Below are 23783 nucleotides of genomic sequence, written 5' to 3' on the forward strand. Positions count from 1 at the left end.
TTAAATTCAATATTTTTTCAACCAATCCAATTATCAATCTTTGTAACTAATTTATTTGTATACCCATCCCAATTGATTTTAAGAATCAAGCGCTCTATTGGATTGGTAATAAACATCCGTAACTTATCTATTAAAATACAGGCCACCATAATAATCAAGGCCAAAAACAATAAATTTATAAATAATATATAATTACTATCAGCCATATTACTTAACGAATTTATATAATTATATAATTTACAAGAAATGTAATTATGCTCATGTATCAAATAGATTGATAAAGCAGACGAAGCCATCCAGTTCACATAACAGTTTTTAAATGTTAGACTTCTAAACAATAGAAAAAAAGCAATAGCAGCTGAAATAACAAATGGACTATTATAAGGAAAGCACAATAAAGAAACCCATTTTACATTGATATTCATCAGTAAAATGCTTATTCCAATAAGAGAAATTACAGCTACATTCATTAAATATAATGCAATGCTAAACCGTATTTTAATAAATCCAATATACAAGGCAACAAATCGTCCTATAAAATAAAGGAAAATAAAATTCATCACATTATATCCATCTTGATTAATACTTCCTTTCCATAAATATCCGAAATAAAAAGTCAAAATTGAACCGATCAACAATAAAGCAATAAATACTTTCCTATTTTTAGAAATTGAATCAATCACAATATTCAATATCGGAGACAGAATAAACAAATAAACATAACATTGTATAAACCACCATTTAGAATTGGAAAAGACTAAAAATGAAAAGAGAAATTCTTTTATAGAAAATTGGCCTGTTTCATAAAATGAAAATAAGGTTAAAAACACACTATAAAAGGCACACAATACATACAAATGAATAAAACCTTTCCACTTCGCTTTTATTCCAAAATATCCAGATATTAAAACAAAACAATCAACAGCAATTACCAAAAAACTATTCATTATTGTTAACCATACAGATGGAGCAGTAACAAACTCCGACCCATGAACAATAAAATGATGCAACAAAATGAACAGCATACATACCAATCGTAACAATTCTATATTAGAATCTCTCCCTAAATTATTTTGGCACGATTTTTGCCCCCCCCCTAAATTGTTCTTGCATAATTACTCTTTTATTAATTTTTGAAATAGATTATCCCATTTTTGATAAATTACTTCCGACGAATATTCCCGTTTCAGTTTCTCGAAAGCCTTCTCACCCAATCGGGCAATCTCGTCGGGACGGTTCCACAACGATACCACTTTTCGCTCCAAATCATCTAGATTATTAGGCTCGAACAAGTCTCCTATCGCCTGCTCTCCCCGACCGATAATCTCGGTAAAACCACCATGAGCCGGCCCGATAGTAGGTTTACCGTAACAAGCAGCTTCAAGAATAGCCATAGGGAACCCCTCGTAACAGCGACTGGGCATCACGACAAAACGGGAATGACAAATAAAGTCCGAAAGCTCTTCCTGCTGTAAATATCCCATGAACTCGACATTACCGGGAATCTCCATATCGCTTTGTTCCCGCTTAGCCCCGGCAAATCGAAACGGAATAGACGGGTTTCTGCGAGCTACTTCTATCAATAAGTCGTATCCTTTTTCATAACTCAATCGCCCGATGTACGCCACATAATTACCCCCGGTTAAATCATACGAGGCCGGAGCATCGATACCATTCGGAATAACCGTTACCCTTTCGGCTTCATATCCGGCAGCGATCAACTTCTGTCGTTGAAAATCGGTAATGCAAGCAAACGCAGCTACATTCTTTCGATAAGCACCTGTCCAACGGGCATATACATTGCGAAGGGTATATCCAATCGATTTTAATCGACTACATTCGCAGTTATATCGTACACAACTCCACTCATTACCTCGCTCCAAACACACTTCACACGGCAAACCATCACGCATAAATAATCCCGTGGGACAAATCAATCGGAAATTATGTATAGTCATAACGATCGGAACTCCGGCCTTTTTACACTCGAAAAGTGCAGCCGGACTGATAAACGGATACAGATTGTGCACACTCACAATATCGGGACGTTCCCGTCGCAAGGCATCCCGCATACCTCGCACTCCGGACGATGAATAAATCCCCGACAAGAATCCCTTTATCTTCCCAACGGCCGATTCTCTTACCCCCTCGGTTGTCCGGCGATAAAACGCCACCTCATGACCGTGAGACATAAGCATGTCTGCCATCTTATCGACAACAGCCTCTTCCCCGCTATACTTCCCATAATTATTATGGACAATAAGGATTTTCATAATTAATAAGAATATGTAGTCTATCAAGATAGAAATAAAATTTTTTCTTTATAAACTTGGCTTATTCTCTCCCAATTAAATAAATCCCTTTCCTTAAAATTATTTTCACCCATTTGATAAATCATATTTTGATGAGTATACAAATAATCAAATTTTTCTACCAAATCCTTTTGAGAAGTATATATATAACCATTTACACCATTTTGTATTATATCATTGGCTATTCCAACGGGGGTTGAAATAACACATCGTCCTAATACAAAAGGTTCAACAATACTCTGTCCAAAAGTCTCACTATTGCTCGAAACTATTCCTATATTACTTTTCAAGTACAATAATCGTACATCTTCCTTACAAAGTAAACCCGGGAACTCCACTCGATTTGAAATACCTAATCTTTCTGTTAAACCTTTCATTTCACTCAATAAATCACCAGCCCCAGGAAGTACTAACTTTGAATCATTATCATTTGTCCGCCTGATATGCTCTGCAAAAGCCCGAATAATGATATCTTGATTTTTACCATGTCTAAACTGAGCAGGAAAAATCATTTGCAAACCATTTTGAGGTAACGGACAATAATTTCCTGAGAAAAAAGAAGTAGATACTCCTAACGGCAATAATTCAATTTTATAAGACAATAGCTTAAATTTTTTACGCAAATAGCCACTCATGCAAATTACTTTATCCGCAAAACACAATAATCCCAATCCAATTATTACTTGTGCTACATAAGATTTCAATAAATGATTATGACGAAATCCATGTAGAGTATATATAATTCGAATTTTTTGCTTAAAGCATAATTTGAATTTAACATAAGCCATCAATGCTAACTGCCAATTATTTTGTACATGAACAACTCGTATCTTATTCTTAACCATTATATCAATTAAAGAAATCGCTAATTCCTTAAATTTTTCATGTCTGTCTAGACCATCAATCCGAAAGATCGGAATAGCCTCTATTTTTATTTTCTCCGACAATCCAGATTCTTGTTCATTTTCTCCGGCAACAGCACATACTTCAATACCATATCGATAAAGCGCTATCAACTCATCGGCCAAAAGCGTACTTAACCCTATTTTAAAATCTGATGCAAAGAACAGCAACTTACTCATAATCATTATTTATAATTTGCTCCAATAATTTTATATTTTTCTCCCAATTATGTTGTTCTTGTACATATCTATATGCAATCAAAGTTTTTTGACGTATTTCTTGACTATTATTAGCAATATATTTTATAGCGTCCTCACATTCCTGATAATTATGATACGTTAAATAAGCATCTTTAATTGAAGAAAAAGGATACATATTATGGTCCAAACCCAATACTATTTTTTTATACGCAAATGCGTCTAACACTTTATTCAAAATTCCACATTCCTTACGAACAGTTGTTATGTATATATCGATAGAATTAAAAAAATCACATAAATTTTCTACTTCACCCAAAAATATTATCCGATTTCTATCAAAATACTCTTTAACTGTATTATCCGCACCTCGGCCTGCAGCTATAACTTTTAACTGAGGATATTTCAATCTTAATTTAGGAAGATAAGATTTTACAAACCAGTCGATTTCAATAAGGGCACCACACCCCCAATAATGTAATATTCCTAAAGTATATCCAAATTGCTTCTCCTTTATACAGTCTTCTGACGGAAGTACGACGCCATTCGTTACTGTATAAAAATTTGCTTTCTTATATTTTCTCTCTAAATATTTTTGATCATGAGAAGATACAACAATAATTTTTTTATATTTTTCAACAATCTTTCTCTCAATAGGTATATATTTTATTAACCGTAATACATCAAATATACAAGATTTTTTAAAAATAGAACTATATTTCCAACTAAACTTTATAGTACTTTTAAATCCTAAGGTTAATGCATCCACCAAAAAAATAGTGTTACAATGTCCCCCTTCCTTCAATAAATTCAACCCGGCAACAATCCCCATTGGTAAAATCCAATCCGATTTATTACACTTCGATAAATTATCTATAATTTCACAATTAGGGATATATCTTACCATCCTATTTGCAATAATAGAAAAGCCCGGAAATTTTATATTAATTGGGTCTATATATACATATAATTTTTTCTTCATACTATCTTTCTTTTTTTATAAGTCCTAACATCATTCCATAAAATCCGAACGGATAAGAAAGTGTCGCCATAGAGTAATTGACCACATTATCGGTATACATCGTAAGAGCAACCCCGACTATGCTACTCCCGGCTACGATAGCGCACATCTTTATAGATACATCGGTATACTTTTGATATACAAAAAAACTATGCACAATAATAGCAAAAACCGCCAACAGATATAATACGACACCTATGATACCACTGTCACAAGACATTTGAACATAATCGTTATGAGGCACTTTCAAGCCTCCAAACACGAAATTACTATACATATAGTTTTGGACACTTCCTATCCCCGAACCCATCAGTTCTTTTCCATCATAAAACCGACTTTGTAAATCTTCCCACATAGCAAAACGAGCGTTACTATTAATATCGTCTTTCGAGATTTCGCCCCGCTGCAACTGTTCGATAGATACATTCTCGCTATCCTTAAACATCTTCTCCCGTACTGAAGGTATAGCAAAAACAGCTACAACAAACAATACCAATACAACAAATATTACGGGTAACGATTTCAACTTGTATTTAAAGAAGAAAAATGTCATCAAAGCCAATGTAGTTCCCATAATACTGGTGCGAAACACCCATAAGATACAAGGAAGCATAAACAACACACATAGTAAAAGATTCTTCCTCTTTTCATCGGTATAATAAAAGAGAGCCAAAGAAAAAATACACATCGATATGTAGTTAATGGCACTTGCTGTACCATACCAAAATACTCCGGGAAAAAGACGAACGACATATGGTATAAAAAAAACACCGATAGAGACGAGAGCTACCAACCGAGCTCCTAATCCGGCTTTGAGAAAGACCTCTTTATCCCGCACCGTAGCCGAGGCAAAAAGCATTATCAACAGAGGATAGAGGTATTTCAAAATTACCCGGAATCCATATCCGGGAGCCGGAGAATAACTCAACCCGATTACTAACCAAACAATATATAACAAATAAAATACTATGGCCGGGCTCCATTGCGGAGATCGCTTACAAATAAACAGTCCCACTATGCAAAAGACCTCCAAAACCATCAATCGGATAGCCATTAAATCTAATGCTCCGGGAGCCGATAGTGCTAATAATCCGGTAGAAAAAGTCAACACCCAAAACATCTCCGGGCCGTCCATCACCATCTTCTGCTCCCGATTCAGCGGGTTGACCATCACTCCCCGTTTCATCGTCAAAAACTTCAATCCCAACAAAGTGATAATAAGAAAATATATGTAGTTGAGTAAATACATATTTACCGTTTAGCCGTTACCAATCTTTTATACAAATCATTAAACAACTGAGAATAGCGTTCGAAACTATACCTACGAACATACCGTATCGCGTCTGATGAATATTTTTGTAACAACTCAGGAGTCGCGATCAGCGATACGATTTTATTTGCCATATCGTCAATTGAACCCACCTCGTGCAACAGCCCGACTTCTCCGTCTTGAACAACTTCGGGCAATCCTCCCGTTCGGGAAGCGACTACCACGCAACCGTTCGCCATTGCCTCGATAGCCGTCAGTCCAAACCCTTCGCTACGGGAGGGCATCAGTACGATATCCATGCGGCGATACCACTCCGTCAATCTCTCCTGCGGTTGACGACCTGCCCACTCGACATTTTCGGTACAATCGCACTCTTGCACTTGTCGTTGCATTTTCACCCGCAAAGAACCGTCCCCCACAATCACCAATCGGGTATCGGGATATCGCTTTTTCACCTGTGCAAATGCCGGAACAACCAAATCCATACCCTTAATCTCTTCCAATCGGCTGACAACCCCTATCGTGATTGGGCGAACAAAGCTCCTATTCTCTCTCACAATAGAAAAGCCGGGAGGCAACGCATTATAAATCGTAAAATGGTTGCGTTTGCTCAAAGGAGTATTCTCATTATACAATCGAGATGTCCCGAAGAAAGATCGCTCGGCCAGCTCGGTAATACATGTAAACGCCCGCACACAATGTCGTTGAATAAAATGTACCAGCCGTAAATTAGGATAGATATCGGCTGCCGTATGTGCCGTGGTAATAATCTGCCGTACTCCTAACCATCGCAGCAACAGGATAGGAATAGCACCCGGAGCCATATATTGCACATGAGCCACATCGGGTTTATACTGCTTCAATACCCTGCGTAATCCTTTGTATAAAAAAAGTATTCCCCGCCAACCATTCACTCGCGTTCCGGTAGGGCTCAGACAAACCACCTCGCTACCGGCTTTTCGGAATCGGACGACCATATCATCGCTATATTCGAAATAGCATGTCGTTACTACCCGATGTCCTCCGGCAACAAGTGCCCGTACGAGATTCAGCGTCTGAATCTCCGTTCCACCGGTCATCAAACAAGGTATGCAAATAAGGATTGTCATTTTAACAATTTTGATAAAAGATTTTTTCCCAAAAACGAAGTTAACAAAAGAAAAAGTCTATACTTAATTAAAATTTTTATATCCTGTAATTTTAAATATTCCATATAGTCCTTACCCTCCTTTTCCCAAGTACACTGTTTATATTTAACTCCATAATAGAATTCTTCAAATGCAAAACGGGCAGCAAGAGAACAAAAATATTCAAACTCCTTTTTTCCCATAAAATCACACTCCATCCACTGCTTCACTTGAAATATATAATCATGAGCCAACCGTTGAACCAGTTGCATGTTTTTCAAGTGCCCAGTCTCCGATTTACTATGTAACCGATACGAAGCCAACGGACTCAATATCCCTACCACATCGGTATATTGTCCTACCCGATAGAAAAAATCATCATCGGCTATATGACCCGCTTCTTCCCGATACTGGCAAACTTTAAAAATATCTCTATGGGTTACCACCCCGGGACAACGATGTATATGCGGACGACCAATCGTCTGATAAGCTCGCACATACTCTATTCCCGTATACCGTTTTATTTCACTCGTGCAATAATCGAGGTCTTGCAAATTATTACCATCTCCATCAATATAATTACACGGAGCAAATAAATGTTTCACATCAGGATAAACAGCTAATGCTTTTTCGACTTCTTCCAAAAAAGTGGAAGCTAACAAATCGTCTTGATGAAGAATTGAAATATACTCTCCAGTAGCTTTTTCTATTGCATGATTCCAACCGTTCACAAATCCTGACGGCCCTTGCAGATTCCGATAAATCTTTATCCGATCAGTATATTTTTGGCAAATAGCAAGCGTATCATCAGAAGAATTATCATCAGATATGACTATCTCATCGGCAGGTCGACTCTGATTCAATGCCGAAAGCAATGCCTGCTCAATAAAATCAGCTCCATTGTAAGTGGGTATAACGATTGAAAAAGTCATAAATATTATATGCTCAATTGTTTTCTATAAAAATTAATATACCGCTCAGCACATTTTTCCCACGTAAAATTATTCAGATGAGATTCTATTTTTTTTATATCTATTGTTTCATACTTTTCCTTTTTATCATACTTCAACATTTTTCGACTTATCGCCTCCACACTTAACGACTCGACATAATCCACAACATTCCCTCCTGCTTCCACCAAACTACTATTAGCGGCTGAAAGTACCATGGTATGACATGCCAAAGATTCTAAAACAGGGAATCCAAAGCCTTCATATTCCGATACAATAATCGAGCATTGAGCATGAGAATACAACTCTACTAACTCTTCGTCAGAAATACATCGGCAGACAATTATCCTTTTACTCCTCATCAAATCTTCAAATCCTATCATCTCGGCTTTATTTGGATTCAACAAAACTAATTGACCTACTCCACCTTTCTCATAATAATCACGATAGGCTTGCAATATGAGAGATAAATTTTTACGAGGGTGATTGCATGAAGCCGAAAAATAATACAACGAAGATATCCCCACACGTTTAATAAAATCAGACTTTTTTACAGATCTAAATTTCTCCCTATCAATACCCCATGGTATTGATATAACTTTATCTTCGGGAACTCCGGAAAAATCTATAATATCTCTTTTTGAGGATTCCGAACAAGTTACTATTGCTTTGCAATTCCTTAACGAAAATTTTAACTTAACAAAAAAAGACAAGTCATTCTCTACTCCCCACATTTCAGGATAACGACACACTATTAAATCATGTATCGTATAAATAACCTTCCGTTCATTTTCTTCCAGATCTGTATTATTAGGCATGTGAATAAGATCATATCTACAAAACCATCGTTTCAATTGTAGTATACTGGATATCTTTTTAAAAAATTTCCGATATGGCATATAAAAATGCAAATATTTAAATGAGAAATCCTTCTTAGCCTTTACACCTCGCGTATTTTGAGAGAATAAAACTATTTCAAAAGGAATATCTTCAACTTTTGATAGCGCTTTTAATAATTCAAGTGTAGAGCGACCGATCCCTGTAACAAAGCCAACTGTATAATAAGGAATAATCGAATTTATATCAATGAGCAGCCGTTTCATCTAAATAGAAATTTTAATATCCTATCAATAATCTTTATTCCTAAAGTATCCTTCCGACCTTGAGTTCTTCTCAAATAATACATTAATGCTTTATCTAAAACTGTTCTTTTATCTTCAAATTTAGTTTTTTCAAAAGATACATTTTTATCAATTTTTTCTACCCAATTAATATTCCACATGTCTATCCTATTAAAATATTTTTTAGGATATGTATTTAAATATTTTATAATAACTTCATCCCATATATAACAAGGAACCAAATGAACTGTCGTAATATCTATTTTATAAGTCTTATATCCATCTATCCATTCTCTATTTAATGGTATCTTTTTATATCTCTCTAAAAAATGCTTATCATAGTGAAGTCCCCTATAAATAGAAATACAACTTTTCTTAGGATAAAAAATTCTTTCATACATCTGATACCAAATGTGTTTCCTTTCCATTCTTTCCCAATTTATAAATTGAAAATGTAATATCGAAATATCATTTAATTTTATCTGCAAAACAGGGCGAACTGGAATTGGCTGTCTTGGAACATGAATTAATCCAACATTATACTCACTGCCATCATCCATAAATGCACAAGTATTATAAATTGTTGTAAAAACATTTTCATAATCCGGTAATATATGATACCAATTAAATATAAATCGTGTTCCTTCCTCTGCATTCAACATAGAATTCCACTCTGGACTATCAAAATTTGGCGTGAATATCTCATCTGCATCTAAAGAAATAAGAAGTTTTTTTCCTGAATATTTTCTAGCTTCAGCAAATAAAGGAGCCCTCATTTCTTGCTCGTTAAATTCTTCTAATTTAGAATTATCCAATAAAGTTACTTTTGGAAATCTCCGGGCAATCTCAACAGTCCTATCCGTAGAACCTTGATCTGAAACAATGATTTTATCAGCCCAAATACTCGCAGAAGAAAGAGATCTTTCTATAATCCACTCCTCATTTTTTACAGGCATTAGACAAAAAATAGTTGGTCTCATTTATGTATATCTATTTTAAAATTTAGAAACATCCGATTTAATTTTTCTCTAATTTTCATTATTTTAGCAACTTGAGGAGTTCTACATATATTTATAAAGTCTTCAATAAACTCATTTCCATTAATTTGAAAAGGTGTTAATGTTTCACCTAAGGATGAGTAATAATCATAAAATTTAAAATCTTTGCTATCATCTATTTCATTAATCTTAATCCAACCATTCGGAATTCCATAACTATCTGAAACAATCAAACCGTGTAAAGAAGAAGAGACTATATACTCACACGAATTTATTAGTTCTAACACTTTTTGAGGATTCCTATTTCTAGGGCTAATAATGATACACTTATTTCCTAATCTATTTTTTATTTTTTTCGTCTTGCTATCTTCTATCTCACTTTCATGAGGAATAATTCCCAACTTATATTTCTTTTCTAATTTCGAGCATGGATAAATTTCACTTATAAGAAGTCCTGGATCCCCAATACAAACATCGTCTTTTATATCTAAATATTCCTTAGTCAAGAAACCTCTAACACCCATAAAAATGGCATTGGGAAAATTTCCCTTTCTAGACCTCGTCCACCCAGAACCTAAAATATAGCCACTAAAATCAAATGGGATTAACTCTAATATGGTTCCTATAACCACACACTTTGCTCGTTTCTGATATGAAAAAACAGGTGTAAAACCATAATATTTCAAAATCATCAGAGTTAATAAATCTCCAAAATTATTAGACCATCTCACATAATAAACAGGAAGTAGATTCCTTTTTATCTTTCCTAAAACAATTAATGGAATCTTTTTTGTTATTAGATATTTTATATCCAATAATCGATAATTAGGCGTCATCTCACAAAAATTTTAAGATTAAAAATTCTTCTAAAAATATTTCTTGTTCCACTTGTAAATAGCAATAAAAAAGAAATTAATATAAATCCAAACACTGCTACACATATCAAAACATAAAAGACAAAAGAAATTAAACTATTAGGACTCGTTAATATATTATTAATTAGATATAAAGAAATATACAAACTAATACATAATAAAACAACATAGATAATTAAATTCGTATAATAATATTTGGGTTTCATATTAAACCCTTTCCGAAAAAGAAATATAGGCTTCCATATCTGTGCAATAAATACATTACTAGAAATATTACCACAAATAACACCTTCTAAGCCCCAACAATATCCACATACAATAGATACACTTATGCTAACTACAGCTTCTAAAATAGAAGCCCATACATCATAAAACAGACCATACCCAAAAAGGAATTGATCTGTAATGGATCTTATCTGATCAAAAAATAATGAAATAACCATCAATAAAAATACTGTATGTGTCAATATATATTTTGGCCCAAGCCAAAAAGATATAAAATATGGCATTGATACATATAAAGAAAAAGCTATTATACTCGTAAAAATAAACCTTATACTAAACAGCTCCCAATAAGTTTGGAAAATTTTTTCTTTATTATTTTCCGCGATCAAATTTCCAATACTTGCAGAAATACTATTAAATATATTCCCTGATAAAAATAGCAACTTATCAAAAATTATACTATAATTTCCATAATACGCAACCATCTTCAAAGATGAAAAAAAATATATTAAAATATTTTGGGACTGAAATCGAATCAGCCAAGAAATTTTATAAACAAACAACTGTTTGGTGTATTTCATCACCTCGGGATATTTTTTGAATAGTTGCTTGCCTTGACGCACTTCACTGCGAAGCCACGGATAGACTTGATTGATTTTCCAATTCAATATGAAAGAATAAATAATGCCAAAGGTTAATTCAATGGCAACCCACAGGTAGTAACTGCCGGTATAGTAGGCCGAAGCCATTTGAATGAGAACCTTTATAATATTTGCTGTTTGGAAATAGGCGGTAACCACATAATTTTTTTGGTCGGCTCCCAAAAGCGTTTGTTTGTAGTTGGCAAAATAACCGATTAACGAGGAGGCCAAAAACGAGAAATAGGCAAAAAAGATAACTCCCATCTCAAACTCCGTATTGGGAAATATCAACGGAAGAAAGCAAGCCAGTACAATACCTGCACCCAAGATAATAAAACCTATCCAACGATAGAGATAACCGAACACAGAGATAATCTCGTTGATTTTTCCCTCATCGTGCTCGAATAGGGGCTTATAAAGCACATAACCTATGGCGCTTCCTATCCCCAATTCTGCCAAATTAAGGAATCCGAGCAGATTTTGCAACGTGCCGGTGAGTCCCACAAAATCAGCTCCCAGCGTATCGAGAAATATCTTCCGGGAGAAAAACGAGAGAATAAGAGTCAGGAAATAGAATATGAGATTGACCCTTGCATTCAACAATGATTTTTTGACCCGCGATTCTTGTTGAGGCATATAATATAAAGATATTCTATTTTTATTATTACCGGAAGAAAGACTTAACCCTTTTCCTCTGAAACTATCGTTTCTTCCAGCGTCTCCCCTGTCTTGGATTTACATCGACGCAGGAGCAGTTTTATTTTCAATTCTATTTTACAAATCCACGCTTAAACTATTGTTTTCCCTCTATCTCATCATGGGTAATAAGCAATAGCATTAAAGTACCAACAGGATTCAAAGCAAGAGGTAAAAGACAGATAAATTTACCCCCTAAAAATCCGTCCTATTCTATGAGCAATTTTATAGATGACATTACGTTTTTTCTTTCTTCCATGTTCCACTCCATAGCCGTAACCGTATCCATAACCATAGCCGTAACCGTATCCATACTTTTTGCTCTCCATTTCGACACCATTGATGACAACCGTAAGGTTCTTGAATTTATTCTCCCGGTAGAGTTTTTCCAATTCCGGCAAATAACGGCGATCCAACATTCCGTTACGGATTACATAGACCGTAAGATCGGCTACCCGACCGATGATAGAAGAATCGGCTACGACTAATGCCGGCACGCAATCCAATATAATATAATCGTATTGTTTCTTCAACTCTTCCACCAAAACAGGTAATCGATCGCTCATCAACAATTCCGAAGGATTGGGAGGTACAATACCGGCCGAGATGATATCGAACATCGCATGAATGTTACTGGACTGAACGAGCTCGGACACACTGTTGTTTTTCCCGGAAAGCCAAGTCGACACACCGTTTTTCGTAGTCAGATCCAATGTTTTACTCAATGTGCGTTTTCTCAAATCCATATCGAGCAAAACCACTTTTTTATTGGTCATAGCCAATGTTACGGCAAAATTGCGGGAAACGAAACTTTTTCCCTCTCCCGGCATAGTAGACGTAAACATAACGACCCGTGCCTGAGGAGCGACGAAATCCATATTGGAACGTAATAACCTGAAAGACTCGGCCACACTGCTGGTCTTATTCTCTTCCACGACAATGGCATGTTCTCCATCTCGGTCTTTCATCAATGGGATTTCGCCCAATATAGGCATCGACGTATAATCCTCAATATCTTTACGCCCCCTCACACCGGTGTTCCACAATAATCGCAAAAGCTGTATCGCCAACGGTATAATGAGTCCCACGATAAAGGCTCCCATCAATAACATTCTGCGAGCCGGGGCGACGGGCGCCGACGAACCGAAGGGTGACTCAATCACCCGTATATTGGCCTCGGTAATAGCCAACTGCAAAGCATTCTCTTCTCGTTTATTCAGCAAGAATGTATACAACGACTCTTTAATACTTTGCTGACGTATAATGCCCAAAGCCTTTTTCTCTTGTTGAGGGACCGACTCGATACGATCGAGTGTCTGCGACTCAACCTCCCGGGCCTTTCTCAATTTTAGTTTCAGTGTAGACAGATAACTATCCATCGAGGCTGTAAGATTGACTCTTACAGCGGCTAAATTATTGTCTAAATCTTTTACCAAAGGGTTATTCTCACCCGAGTTGGCGGCTAATCTTTCTCTCTGTAACAGAATCTCGTTATAGGTCGTTATCTGATTTTGCAAGCCACTATCCCCTACCCCCGATACATTGGGTATCAACTGCTTCCCATTTTCATTATCGGTCAAATAACGTTCTACCGCCCGTGCGATGGCATATTCGGTTTCCAGCTGCACCAATTCGTCTCTCATCTTACTGCTTTCGCTCATAAATTGAGTGGCCGCTGCATCTATACTGACAATGCGATTCTTTTGTTTGAAATCGGTCAATTCATTCTCTACGTCACCTAACTCTTTACTGATAATTTCGACTCGTTCATTAATAAATTTAGCCGTACTGGTCGCAATGCGGTTTTTATCTTCGATAATCGTTTCCCGATAAACATCGATCAAAGCGTTCAATATAGCCTCGGCACGCGAGATATTCGAGTCTACGCAGTTTATTTGTACCAATGTCGTACGTTCTCCGGCCAAAGAGGTCGAAATAAACGAATGATAAATATTTGCCGCAGTATTCAAGTCTATACGAGATACTTCGACCGGTACATTATAATAGGCCGATATTTTATCGGGGATATCCTCTACAATAAATCGACCGGCTGCGGAAATTATAGTATCACCGAACAAAAACTCTTGGCCTTCGTTGTCACTTTTCTTCGTACCTATTTTGAGTTGATTCAGTAAAAAACGATTCCCATTTAAGGGCTTAATTTCCATAGAAACCGGAGCCGTATAAGCATCTAAGAAATTCACCCGGATAGGCGACTCGGCATACAACTGATCATAGTGCAACCAATTTTTTACCTGATAAGTGACGTCCAAATGTAAGCGTCCGACAACTTCACGCATTAATTGATGCGACTGCAAAATATAGATTTCATTCTCGACTCCGCTACCCGATATGCCCCCATTTAATTCAAGAACAGCCGACATATCGTTTCCCGATTTGTTTTCGCTCTTCACTAACATTACCGCGCTTCTCTTGTATAACGGTGTTTGCATAGCTAAATAAAACCATGCGACCGACATACATATAACGACCGATAGCACAATCCAATACCAATTATCGAATACCAACTCGACAATATCCCGCAGGGTTACCCCTCCTTCATTTTTCTTATCGTTCTTAGTTTCTTGAATGAGCTCCATATAGAGATGTTACTTATCTTTTAACACAATAATCATAGACACAATAGACAGCACCGATGCTACAAGAGATATAATACTACTACCGGCAGAAATAAACGACAAGGTCGAACTACCTTTCACTCCTATCGATTTATTAGGCTGCACATAGATTACATCGTTCTGCTTTAAATAATAACAAGGTGATTCCAATACTTTTTCGCCCGAAGTTAAATCCACGGTATAAGTTTTTCGTTGGTCTCCGTCCTCGCGTATTACCAATATATTATCCCGTTTTCCCGAGGGAGTCAAGTCACCTGCCATAGTCAAGGCTTCGAGAAGCGTAATGCGGTCTCCCGATATAGTTTGCACACCGGGACTGTTTACTTCACCCATTACCGAAACCTTAAATCCCTTTATCTGTACATTCACCACAGGATCTTTTACATATTCCCCCTCGATGAGCTTGTTCTCGACGGCATCGGCCAACTCTCTTCTCGATAATCCACCGGCCTGCATCTCACCCAAAATAGGAACTTCTATTTTTCCGTCCTTATCGACCCTTAAACCAACAGTTTCCTGTATCGTGGTCGATGCCCCCGTACTACCTAATACCTGACTATTGCTGAATATTTCCAGCAACTCACCATCTTTACTACTCACTGTTATGAGTAACTGGTCGTCCGGGACAATCTTTAATTCATAGTCTTGTACTATGGTTTGAGGGGACTGCTCCAAGCCATCGGCTCCCTGCAAATAAACCATTTTCTTAGAAGGCACGCATGATACCAAACCTACAAGTATCACAGCCAAGAGAATTTTCGGAATATATTTCATTTGTCTAAAATAACAATTTAACATATCAAGCCTTTGAACCAGCCACTTTCCTATTAATCTTTTTAGTAAGATAAAGTTGCATAATGGTCCAAATAAAAATGTCTAAAAATAATAATAAATTTATATTTATACGAGTCAATAACAACAAATTCATGGCTGCAAAGCCAGCAGAGATTAACAATATCGTAATCATAGCTGCTCGATGCGAAAATCCTAATGCTAAAAATTTATGATGAATATGATTTTTATCAGGACTGAAAATGTTTTTACCAAAACGTGCCCTATGCAAAATTACCCGAACAACATCAAATACCGGTGTAATCAGCAAAGAAAAAGCAACTACGATAGCATCGGGAACTCGATGTAACACTGCATTATCATACATACTGAACCGAATCGCCAAAATGCTCAATATAAAGCCAATAGTCAACGATCCGGTGTCACCCATAAAAATTTTTCTACCTCGGTTTGGATTTCCGAAAACATTATAATAGAAAAACGGAATAATTGTTCCCAAAGTTACGATAGCAAGAGCCGCATACAGCCATTCCCTCTGATAAATAAACAATATAGTAAAAAACAACAATGCTATGCCGCTCAATCCAGAAGCCAGTCCATCTATTCCATCTATCAGATTTATAGCATTAGTAATAAAAACAATAGTAAATACAGTAAACGGGAGTCCCACTACCGGAGGTAATTCATAAATTCCGAAGATTCCATAAAGATTATTGATCCATAATCCCGAAGACACCAATAAAATGGCACAGAATATTTGAACAATAAATTTCTGACGATAGCGAACTCCGATCAAGTCATCGGTAATACCTGTCAAATACAACAGCAATAAACTACTCAACCCAAAAGATAGAACGGACGTATCACTCACTCCGATAATAGAGGGAAACAATTCCTCCCCGTAAATTCTATTCAGCCCTATCATCAAAGAAAGAGTAAAAATAACGGCAGGGAAAAACGAAACACCTCCCAGACGAGGTATTATACCCTTGTGTACTTTTCGTTCATCTGGCATATCGAATAAATGCTTTTTAAACGATATCAATAAAATTCTTGGAATAATAAAAATAGAAAATCCCAAACTAATAAAAAATGACAACAATAAAATCGAAATATAACCCATAAAATATTAGATTTAATTCATCATTTTCAATACTAATAAACCCAATTTTTTCAACATATTGACCCAATTCTATGCAAAAATATCTTTATCCACTAACGCCCCCACTATGAAAGAAATCAATCCTATCTGTTAACCCAAAATCTCAGGCGAAAGAAATTACTTTATTTTTTATGCATTCCTTAAATATACGCCTATATACTACTGGGGGACACCGAAAAGAAAGCTTTTCCCGGCTCTAAGAATCACTTATAACCCCTCTTTGACCCATCCCTATCTCAGTGGATAATCATTATTGGAAGGGTAAATAAATATAAAGCTTCATACAAGAGATAGATTACTATAAACTATCAATTTCAGAAGAATTACATTTACTTTTCTGTGAAGAACAGGATAAATAACAACAGAATGATTCAAACATATCTGCATATTTTGCTAAGTACTCTGACTTCACATTTTTCGCAAAGGTAGCTACATTTCTTAAAAAACACAATGAAATCTTACAAAAAATGCTCCCATTCTACAAAAAGCCAGATAAATATATAGTATTGAGCAGCTTACAAATTATTTATCTAATATTAAATAAATCAGCGAAAAACAGAAATTAAAAATATTTAATAATTACATAAAAAACACCTGACATTTATGTATAGTTCAGAAACCACCAGACAACAGTTTATACAACACAGCCTCTCTTTCATTTTTGAATATTACCGAATGCAACTTAATATAGTATTTACAGCATATATATCAAGTATCCTGTGTAAACTACATAAGCAAAAATCATAAATACACCTTCCACCCGAGTAATCGTACGTACCTTATAATATCTCCCGGCAAAGAACAACAACAAAGAAACCGCTAATAAATAAAATAAATCGACATTCGTTATTCCACCCAAAGGTAATGGAGTAATAGTAGCGCTCATGCCCAATACAAAAAAGACATTGAACAGGTTGGATCCGATCACATTCCCGATAGCAATCTCAGGATTTTTTTTCAACGCAGCTACCACCGAAGTAGCCAATTCAGGAAGAGAAGTCCCCATAGCAACAAGAGTTAATCCTATAACAGACTCTCCTACTCCCAACGACCGGGCTATCTCGCTCGACCCATCGACAAAAAGCCGACCACCGAAAATCAAAGCGACGAGCCCTCCAACGATATACAATAAACAACGCCATGTAGATAATGGTCTAATTTCAGCTTGTTCTTCTCCTGTATTATCGTGTGCGATAGCAAACGTATACCCGAGAAATATGGCAAAAAAGCAAAGCATAAGCAAACCGTCCGCCCTATTCAGTATATTCTCCGTACCGGTTTCCAAAAACACATCGTTAGCACAAATTAAGACAACCACACACGAGAGAATGGCGAGAGGTATTTCTTTTGTCAATGTTCCTTTGGTTATTGTTATAGGAGCAACAACTGCTGTCACACCCACGATCATCAAAATATTAAAAATGTTACTGCCCACAACATTCCCGATAGAAAGCTCGGCACTCCCATTAATAGCCGATACGATACTAACTGTCAACTCGGGAGCCGAAGTTCCAAAGGCCACGATAGTTAGACCTATTACCAACGACGATATGTTAAACCTTTTGGCCAATGCAGCCGCTCCATCGGTCAAAAAATTAGCACCAGACAGGATTAAGCCCAAACCCACAAGTAAAAACAAAATACTCATCATGAATCTTTATTATATGTAGGCAAATATACAAGAAATATGCCTAATATGAAAATCCACCTCAGACCAGAGATGCTCTTTTTCGCCCAATAGACCCGAAAGCAACTTGGTTCGGTCAATCGAAACCAGCTTTTCGGTGAAAAAGAATCTTTCTTCAAAAAACAAAACATGCACCCCCTTAAAAGACTCCTCTATCGTCTTATTCGAATAAGCATATCTTCATTAATTTATATTAAGAAATATCAGCTGTAAGAAAATAATCCATACCTTTGTTCACAAACAAAGGGGTGCCTAAAAGCGGCTGAGATTATACCCTATGAACCTGATACGGATAATGCCGGCGCAGGAATTGTTCATAGTTCTATCTTTTTCAATACGGTTTTATGTGCATCCCCTTAAATGAAACAAACCGTATGAAAACTTATCCTGTCGTATTGACAATAGCCGGTTCGGACAGCAGTGGAGGAGCCGGAATACAAGCCGATTTGAAAACCATGTCGGCCATCGGGGTGTTCGGCGCATCGGCTATCACGGCCATTACGGCACAAAACACCTGCGAAGTGAGGGACATACAAGGTATCGAACCCGATATCGTGCGGCAACAAATCGAAGCCGTACTCGACGACCTACCTTGTACAACCGTTAAATTAGGCATGCTATACTCTCGCGCGACCATCGAAACGATTGCCGATTGCCTGCAACGTTATCCGTTACGGAATATCGTGCTCGATCCGGTTATGGTTTCTACTTCGGGTTGTCGGCTAATCGAGGAAGAAGCTATCTCTGCTGTTAAAACACTATTGTTGCCACAAGCGACAGTCATCACTCCCAATATTCCCGAAGCCGAGATACTGAGCGGACTTGCCATCGATAGTGAGAAAGATATGGAAAAAGCAGCCAACAGACTGTTTCATGCCGGTTGTCATGCCGTTCTCGTGAAAGGAGGACATTTGAAAGGAGCAGAATCCTGCGACATACTCTTTATGCCCAATTCTGTTCCTGTTCGCTACACCTCTCCCCGCATTTCTACCCGGAATACACACGGAACAGGGTGTACCTTTTCTTCTGCCATCGCCTCTTATTTGGCGCTAGGACACAGGTTGACCGATGCCGTTTCCCTCGCCAAAAAATATCTCACCCAAGCTTTACAGACCGGGGCCGACATGGCAATAGGAAGCGGTCATGGTTCGGTAAACCATTTTTTCGCCCCTCGTGTTTTAACCCCATTAAACCCAATTAAAGATGAAAATCTATATTAATCAAAAGGAGATAGAAACCCAAGACAGCATTTCCATAAAAGAGTTACTCGATATGCAACAAATCTCCATCGAAGGTACGGCTATCGCCATCGACAACAAGCTGGTTCCCAAAAATGAATGGAACGACCGGATTTTAACCGAAGGGAACAAGATAACGATTATCCGGGCTACATTCGGAGGATAACGAACGGATTTCTCGAAATGAAATATATAGGCATTACAGAGGAACGCCCCATAGAACAGGAAAACCGCTTAATCACCGCCCTGCTCGACAACGGATTGGATTTAATCCACCTCCGCAAACCGAAGTATTCCGGAGAAAAAACAGAGCAACTGTTACTTTCGATTCCTCCCCGCTATTACGCTCGAATAGTACTTCACGACCATTTCGAACTGGCGGAAAAATACCGGCTTGCCGGTGTTCATCTCAATGGAAGGAATCCGCATTACCGACCTCTGTCGAACGACTATATCCCCACCCTATCCCGCTCTTGCCATTCCATCGAGGAACTGGCGGACGGACAACAATACGACTATCTGTTTTTAAGCCCCATCTTCGACAGCATATCGAAAAAGGGATACCGTTCCGCATTCTCGCCCGAACAACTGACTAAGGCCGGGAAGGAAGGTGTTATCAACGAGAGAGTCATTGCCTTAGGCGGTATCACCCCCGAAAAAAAAACTGCTATAAAGGATTGGAATTTCGGAGGGATCGCCGTACTCGGTTTCCTGTGGCAGGAACCGACCATTGCAGGGGTTATTCGACAACTTACCCGATTAAGAAACGATTAATACGAACAAAATATGTTACAATTCATTACCCACCAGACACCCCGATTCGGAATCATAGAGGGAGCAGTCGCCGCCTTGAACGGAGGTTGCAAATGGATACAGCTCCGTATGAAAGATGCTCCTATCGAAGCTGTCAGGCAAACCGCCCAGCAACTCATTCCGCTCTGTAAAGAACATGAAGCCATACTCGTCCTCGACGATTATGCCCAACTGGCGGCCGACCTCGACATAGACGGCGTTCATCTTGGAAAGCTCGACATGCCTGTTTCCGAAGCTCGTCTGCTTATCGGCGAGAAATACATTATCGGAGGAACGGCGAATACCTTTGAAGACATACAAGGATTAGTCCGGCAAGATGCCGATTATATCGGTTTGGGACCATTCCGATATACCGAGACGAAAAAGAACCTGAGTCCTATCCTCGGCCTCGAAGGTTATGCCCGAATCATGGAACAATGCCGGACGAACGACTTGAAAATTCCGGTGGTCGCCATCGGAGGTATCACAGCCGACGATATTCCGGCCATCATGGGAACTGGAGTGTCGGGAATCGCTTTATCGGGAACTATCTTGCAAGCCGAAGATCCTGAAAAGGAAACTAAAAAAATAATAGACCTATTAAATAAATATCGTAAAGCATGAACAAATTAATTATCGGAGGACGGGAATTTTCCTCCCGCTTATTCGTAGGAACCGGGAAATTCAGCTCAAATGAACTAATGGAAAAAGCCATCGAAGCCTCCGGATCCGAAATGATTACCGTGGCCATGAAACGTATCAACATGACCCAAGAAGCCACAGACGATATGTTGACACACATCGACCGCAATAGAGTACAATTTCTACCCAACACATCGGGAGTACGCAATGCCGAGGAGGCCGTACTTGCGGCTCAATTTTCCAGAGAATGTTTCGGGACCGATTTCGTTAAACTCGAAATCCACCCCGATCCCAAATATCTCCTGCCCGATCCTGTGGAAACCTTGAAAGCTACCGAACAACTGGCAAAACTGGGATTCGTGGTACTTCCCTATATTCAAGCAGACCCCGTACTTTGTAAACGGCTCGAAGAAGTCGGCGCTGCCACCGTAATGCCCTTAGGCGCACCGATAGGAACTAACAAAGGATTGCGCACTCGCGACTTTTTGCAAATTATCATCGAACAGAGTAACGTACCTGTCATCGTCGATGCCGGGATAGGCGCACCTTCCCATGCCGCAGAAGCTATGGAACTGGGAGCCGATGCTGTGTTGGTAAATACGGCTATCGCCGCCGCCGGGAATCCCGTAGAAATGGCTATCGCATTCAAACAGGCTGTCGAAGCCGGCCGCCGGGCATACGAAGCCGGATTAGGCTCACAATACCATTTTGCACAAGCCAGCAGCCCGTTAACCTCTTTCTTAGATTAAACACAGAAGTAATATGGACACAAAAAAAATAATCAAAGATTCTTATCCCAGTTCCGAAAAAATATATATTCCGGGGAAATTATTCCCCATACAGGTGGGGATGCGAAAAATAAACCTCACCGACACAGTCACCGTAGAAAACGGAAAACGGATACACACGCCAAACGCTCCCGTATATGTATACGACACCAGTGGGCCCTATACCGATCCCGATATTACGGTAGATATAGACAAAGGGCTTCCACGTCTGCGCGAATCATGGATTACGGCGCGAGGCGATGTGGAGCGACAAGACGATATCACCTCGAAATACGGCCGTGCCCGTCGTGACGACCCGTCTCTCGACCCTATACGGTTCAAAAATACTCCCCTTCCCTACAAAGCCAAACCGGGACATGCCATCACGCAAATGTATTATGCCCGACAGGGAATCGTCACGGCCGAAATGGAATATGTCGCCATACGGGAAAACTTGCAAAACGAACAATTAGGCATTAAAAGCCACATCACACCCGAATTCGTGCGACAAGAGATAGCCGCCGGGCGAGCGATCATTCCGGCGAATATCAACCACCCGGAAGCCGAGCCGATGATTATCGGCCGTAATTTCTTGGTCAAATTAAACACCAACATCGGGAACTCTGCGCTATCCTCGGGTATAGAAGAAGAGATCGACAAGGCCGTATGGAGTTGCCACTGGGGGGGCGACACACTGATGGATCTATCGACCGGTGACCACATACACGAAACCCGTGAGTGGATTATCCGGAACTGTCCTGTCCCCGTGGGAACTGTCCCCATCTACCAAGCCCTTGAAAAAGTAAATGGAAAAGTCGAAAATCTGTCGTGGGAAATTTACCGCGACACACTCATCGAACAATGCGAACAAGGAGTGGACTATTTCACCATTCACGCCGGCGTGTTGAAAGCTCATGCCGATTTGGTGGGCGAACGACTTACCGGAATCGTATCGCGCGGAGGGTCTATTATGACAAAATGGTGCGTCATTCACAATCAGGAAAGTTTCCTGTACACACATTTCGATGAAATCTGTGAAATCTTAAAACAATATGACGTAGCGATTTCTCTGGGTGACGGTATGCGTCCGGGCTCGATACACGATGCCAACGACTGTTCGCAATTCCTCGAACTCGATGTGTTGGGCGAACTCACTACAAAAGCATGGGCTCATGATGTACAGGTCATTATCGAAGGTCCCGGCCATATCCCCATGCACAAAATCAAAGAAAATATGGAAAGAGAACTGAACAGTTGCCACGAAGCTCCTTTCTATACGTTAGGCCCATTGACGACCGACATCGCACCGGGATACGACCACATTACATCGGCTATCGGAGCGGCTCAAATCGCGTGGTTAGGCACAGCCATGATCTGTTATGTAACCCCCAAAGAGCACTTGGGATTACCCGATCGAGAAGATGTGCGCAACGGTGTTATCGCTTATAAAATAGCAGCACATGCCGCCGACCTTGCCAAAGGATTTCCCGGAGCACAAATACGCGACGATGCCATGAGCAAGGCCCGGTATGAGTTCCGCTGGAAAGACCAATTCAATTTGGCACTCGATCCCGAACGTGCCCTTGAATACTACAAACAGGGTTCGTTCCACGACGGTAATTATTGTACCATGTGCGGACCGAACTTCTGCGCCATGCGCCTTTCGCAAGATATTACCGACTGTATCGAGAAATAAATGATAAAAAAAACGATTACTAAAAACAAAAG

The 23783-nt window shown here is 38.7% G+C and carries 21 protein-coding genes and 1 riboswitch; of the genes, 6 read left to right on the plus strand and 15 right to left on the minus strand.

Annotated features, from left to right (window positions below; all coding sequences use genetic code 11):
* Positions 1-17: 17 nt before the first annotated feature.
* The 15 genes from HMPREF9448_RS08240 to HMPREF9448_RS08310 form a co-directional block, all read right to left on the minus strand.
* Positions 18-1043 carry an acyltransferase family protein gene (locus tag HMPREF9448_RS08240; RefSeq protein WP_262483659.1) on the minus strand — a complete coding sequence of 342 codons (1026 nt, stop codon included), beginning with the start codon at positions 1041-1043 and terminating at the stop codon, positions 18-20.
* 72 nt (positions 1044-1115) lie between these two features.
* Positions 1116-2273 carry a glycosyltransferase family 4 protein gene (locus HMPREF9448_RS08245; RefSeq protein WP_008862143.1) on the minus strand — a complete coding sequence of 386 codons (1158 nt, stop codon included), beginning with the start codon at positions 2271-2273 and terminating at the stop codon, positions 1116-1118.
* 23 nt (positions 2274-2296) lie between these two features.
* The gene (locus HMPREF9448_RS08250; protein ID WP_008862144.1) at positions 2297-3394 is read right to left on the minus strand and encodes a glycosyltransferase family 4 protein; all 1098 of its coding nucleotides are present in this window, start codon (positions 3392-3394) and stop codon (positions 2297-2299) included.
* A complete protein-coding gene (locus HMPREF9448_RS08255) occupies positions 3387-4394 on the minus strand; it encodes a glycosyltransferase (protein ID WP_008862145.1) in 1008 nt (335 codons plus the stop codon). The genes HMPREF9448_RS08250 and HMPREF9448_RS08255 overlap by 8 nt, the downstream gene beginning before the upstream one ends.
* 1 nt (position 4395) lies before the next feature.
* A complete protein-coding gene (locus tag HMPREF9448_RS08260; RefSeq protein WP_008862146.1) occupies positions 4396-5682 on the minus strand; it encodes an O-antigen ligase family protein in 1287 nt (428 codons plus the stop codon).
* A gap of 2 nt (positions 5683-5684) precedes the next feature.
* Entirely contained in the window at positions 5685-6812 is a 1128-nt protein-coding gene (locus tag HMPREF9448_RS08265; RefSeq protein WP_008862147.1) for a glycosyltransferase family 4 protein, read from the minus strand.
* Positions 6809-7762: a glycosyltransferase gene (locus HMPREF9448_RS14205; protein WP_008862148.1), complete on the minus strand. Its 954-nt coding sequence runs from the start codon at positions 7760-7762 to the stop codon at positions 6809-6811. The genes HMPREF9448_RS08265 and HMPREF9448_RS14205 overlap by 4 nt, the downstream gene beginning before the upstream one ends.
* 5 nt (positions 7763-7767) lie before the next feature.
* A complete protein-coding gene (locus tag HMPREF9448_RS08275) occupies positions 7768-8883 on the minus strand; it encodes a glycosyltransferase family 4 protein (RefSeq protein ID WP_008862149.1) in 1116 nt (371 codons plus the stop codon).
* On the minus strand, positions 8880-9881 hold the full coding sequence (locus HMPREF9448_RS14210) for a glycosyltransferase (protein WP_008862150.1): 1002 nt from the start codon (positions 9879-9881) through the stop codon (positions 8880-8882). The genes HMPREF9448_RS08275 and HMPREF9448_RS14210 overlap by 4 nt, the downstream gene beginning before the upstream one ends.
* The gene (locus tag HMPREF9448_RS14215; RefSeq protein WP_008862151.1) at positions 9878-10735 is read right to left on the minus strand and encodes a polysaccharide pyruvyl transferase family protein; all 858 of its coding nucleotides are present in this window, start codon (positions 10733-10735) and stop codon (positions 9878-9880) included. Before HMPREF9448_RS14215 ends, HMPREF9448_RS14210 begins: the two co-directional genes overlap by 4 nt.
* Entirely contained in the window at positions 10732-12276 is a 1545-nt protein-coding gene (locus tag HMPREF9448_RS08290) for a lipopolysaccharide biosynthesis protein (protein ID WP_008862152.1), read from the minus strand. The genes HMPREF9448_RS14215 and HMPREF9448_RS08290 overlap by 4 nt, the downstream gene beginning before the upstream one ends.
* A gap of 248 nt (positions 12277-12524) precedes the next feature.
* Entirely contained in the window at positions 12525-14936 is a 2412-nt protein-coding gene (locus HMPREF9448_RS08295; RefSeq protein WP_008862153.1) for a GumC family protein, read from the minus strand.
* A gap of 9 nt (positions 14937-14945) precedes the next feature.
* Complete coding sequence (locus HMPREF9448_RS08300; RefSeq protein ID WP_040296141.1) at positions 14946-15749, minus strand: polysaccharide biosynthesis/export family protein; 804 nt, start codon at positions 15747-15749, stop codon at positions 14946-14948.
* A gap of 25 nt (positions 15750-15774) precedes the next feature.
* Positions 15775-16890 (minus strand): MraY family glycosyltransferase, encoded by a 1116-nt coding sequence (locus HMPREF9448_RS08305; protein ID WP_008862155.1) that lies wholly within the window; start codon positions 16888-16890, stop codon positions 15775-15777.
* Between the two features lie 733 nt (positions 16891-17623).
* Positions 17624-18577 carry a calcium/sodium antiporter gene (locus tag HMPREF9448_RS08310; protein WP_008862157.1) on the minus strand — a complete coding sequence of 318 codons (954 nt, stop codon included), beginning with the start codon at positions 18575-18577 and terminating at the stop codon, positions 17624-17626.
* 273 nt (positions 18578-18850) lie between these two features.
* Positions 18851-18943, plus strand: a riboswitch (TPP riboswitch).
* Positions 18944-18990: 47 nt separating this feature from the next.
* Between HMPREF9448_RS08310 and thiD the strand changes: the two genes are divergently transcribed.
* From thiD to thiC, 6 genes are read left to right on the plus strand one after another with little or no spacing between them, the layout of a single operon-like run.
* A complete protein-coding gene (gene thiD / locus HMPREF9448_RS08315; RefSeq protein WP_008862158.1) occupies positions 18991-19836 on the plus strand; it encodes a bifunctional hydroxymethylpyrimidine kinase/phosphomethylpyrimidine kinase in 846 nt (281 codons plus the stop codon).
* A complete protein-coding gene (thiS, locus tag HMPREF9448_RS08320) occupies positions 19820-20020 on the plus strand; it encodes a sulfur carrier protein ThiS (protein ID WP_008862159.1) in 201 nt (66 codons plus the stop codon). The genes thiD and thiS overlap by 17 nt, the downstream gene beginning before the upstream one ends.
* Positions 19954-20628: a thiamine phosphate synthase gene (locus HMPREF9448_RS08325; RefSeq protein ID WP_232297239.1), complete on the plus strand. Its 675-nt coding sequence runs from the start codon at positions 19954-19956 to the stop codon at positions 20626-20628. Before thiS ends, HMPREF9448_RS08325 begins: the two co-directional genes overlap by 67 nt.
* A 12-nt stretch (positions 20629-20640) precedes the next feature.
* Positions 20641-21270 carry a thiamine phosphate synthase gene (locus HMPREF9448_RS08330; protein WP_008862161.1) on the plus strand — a complete coding sequence of 210 codons (630 nt, stop codon included), beginning with the start codon at positions 20641-20643 and terminating at the stop codon, positions 21268-21270.
* A complete protein-coding gene (locus HMPREF9448_RS08335) occupies positions 21267-22037 on the plus strand; it encodes a thiazole synthase (RefSeq protein WP_008862162.1) in 771 nt (256 codons plus the stop codon). Before HMPREF9448_RS08330 ends, HMPREF9448_RS08335 begins: the two co-directional genes overlap by 4 nt.
* Before the next feature lie 13 nt (positions 22038-22050).
* Positions 22051-23751: a phosphomethylpyrimidine synthase ThiC gene (gene thiC, locus HMPREF9448_RS08340; RefSeq protein ID WP_008862163.1), complete on the plus strand. Its 1701-nt coding sequence runs from the start codon at positions 22051-22053 to the stop codon at positions 23749-23751.
* The last annotated feature ends 32 nt before the right edge of the window (positions 23752-23783 follow it).

The organism is Barnesiella intestinihominis YIT 11860, assembly GCF_000296465.1.
GTDB lineage: Bacteria > Bacteroidota > Bacteroidia > Bacteroidales > Barnesiellaceae > Barnesiella > Barnesiella intestinihominis.

Excerpts from the sequence above, each read along its gene's own strand:
- HMPREF9448_RS08255 (WP_008862145.1), bottom strand. The coding sequence starts at position 4,394 with ATGAAGAAAAAATTATATGTATATATAGACCCAATTAATATAAAATTT.
- HMPREF9448_RS08260 (WP_008862146.1), bottom strand. The coding sequence starts at position 5,682 with ATGTATTTACTCAACTACATATATTTTCTTATTATCACTTTGTTGGGA.
- HMPREF9448_RS08325 (WP_232297239.1), top strand. The coding sequence starts at position 19,954 with ATGGAACGACCGGATTTTAACCGAAGGGAACAAGATAACGATTATCCG.
- HMPREF9448_RS14215 (WP_008862151.1), bottom strand. The coding sequence starts at position 10,735 with ATGACGCCTAATTATCGATTATTGGATATAAAATATCTAATAACAAAA.
- HMPREF9448_RS08305 (WP_008862155.1), bottom strand. The coding sequence starts at position 16,890 with ATGGGTTATATTTCGATTTTATTGTTGTCATTTTTTATTAGTTTGGGA.
- HMPREF9448_RS08330 (WP_008862161.1), top strand. The coding sequence starts at position 20,641 with ATGTTACAATTCATTACCCACCAGACACCCCGATTCGGAATCATAGAG.
- HMPREF9448_RS08250 (WP_008862144.1), bottom strand. The coding sequence starts at position 3,394 with ATGAGTAAGTTGCTGTTCTTTGCATCAGATTTTAAAATAGGGTTAAGT.
- HMPREF9448_RS08335 (WP_008862162.1), top strand. The coding sequence starts at position 21,267 with ATGAACAAATTAATTATCGGAGGACGGGAATTTTCCTCCCGCTTATTC.
- thiD (WP_008862158.1), top strand. The coding sequence starts at position 18,991 with ATGAAAACTTATCCTGTCGTATTGACAATAGCCGGTTCGGACAGCAGT.
- HMPREF9448_RS08245 (WP_008862143.1), bottom strand. The coding sequence starts at position 2,273 with ATGAAAATCCTTATTGTCCATAATAATTATGGGAAGTATAGCGGGGAA.
- thiS (WP_008862159.1), top strand. The coding sequence starts at position 19,820 with ATGAAAATCTATATTAATCAAAAGGAGATAGAAACCCAAGACAGCATT.
- HMPREF9448_RS08290 (WP_008862152.1), bottom strand. The coding sequence starts at position 12,276 with ATGCCTCAACAAGAATCGCGGGTCAAAAAATCATTGTTGAATGCAAGG.
- thiC (WP_008862163.1), top strand. The coding sequence starts at position 22,051 with ATGGACACAAAAAAAATAATCAAAGATTCTTATCCCAGTTCCGAAAAA.
- HMPREF9448_RS14205 (WP_008862148.1), bottom strand. The coding sequence starts at position 7,762 with ATGACTTTTTCAATCGTTATACCCACTTACAATGGAGCTGATTTTATT.
- HMPREF9448_RS08275 (WP_008862149.1), bottom strand. The coding sequence starts at position 8,883 with ATGAAACGGCTGCTCATTGATATAAATTCGATTATTCCTTATTATACA.
- HMPREF9448_RS08295 (WP_008862153.1), bottom strand. The coding sequence starts at position 14,936 with ATGGAGCTCATTCAAGAAACTAAGAACGATAAGAAAAATGAAGGAGGG.
- HMPREF9448_RS08310 (WP_008862157.1), bottom strand. The coding sequence starts at position 18,577 with ATGAGTATTTTGTTTTTACTTGTGGGTTTGGGCTTAATCCTGTCTGGT.
- HMPREF9448_RS14210 (WP_008862150.1), bottom strand. The coding sequence starts at position 9,881 with ATGAGACCAACTATTTTTTGTCTAATGCCTGTAAAAAATGAGGAGTGG.
- HMPREF9448_RS08300 (WP_040296141.1), bottom strand. The coding sequence starts at position 15,749 with ATGAAATATATTCCGAAAATTCTCTTGGCTGTGATACTTGTAGGTTTG.
- HMPREF9448_RS08265 (WP_008862147.1), bottom strand. The coding sequence starts at position 6,812 with ATGACAATCCTTATTTGCATACCTTGTTTGATGACCGGTGGAACGGAG.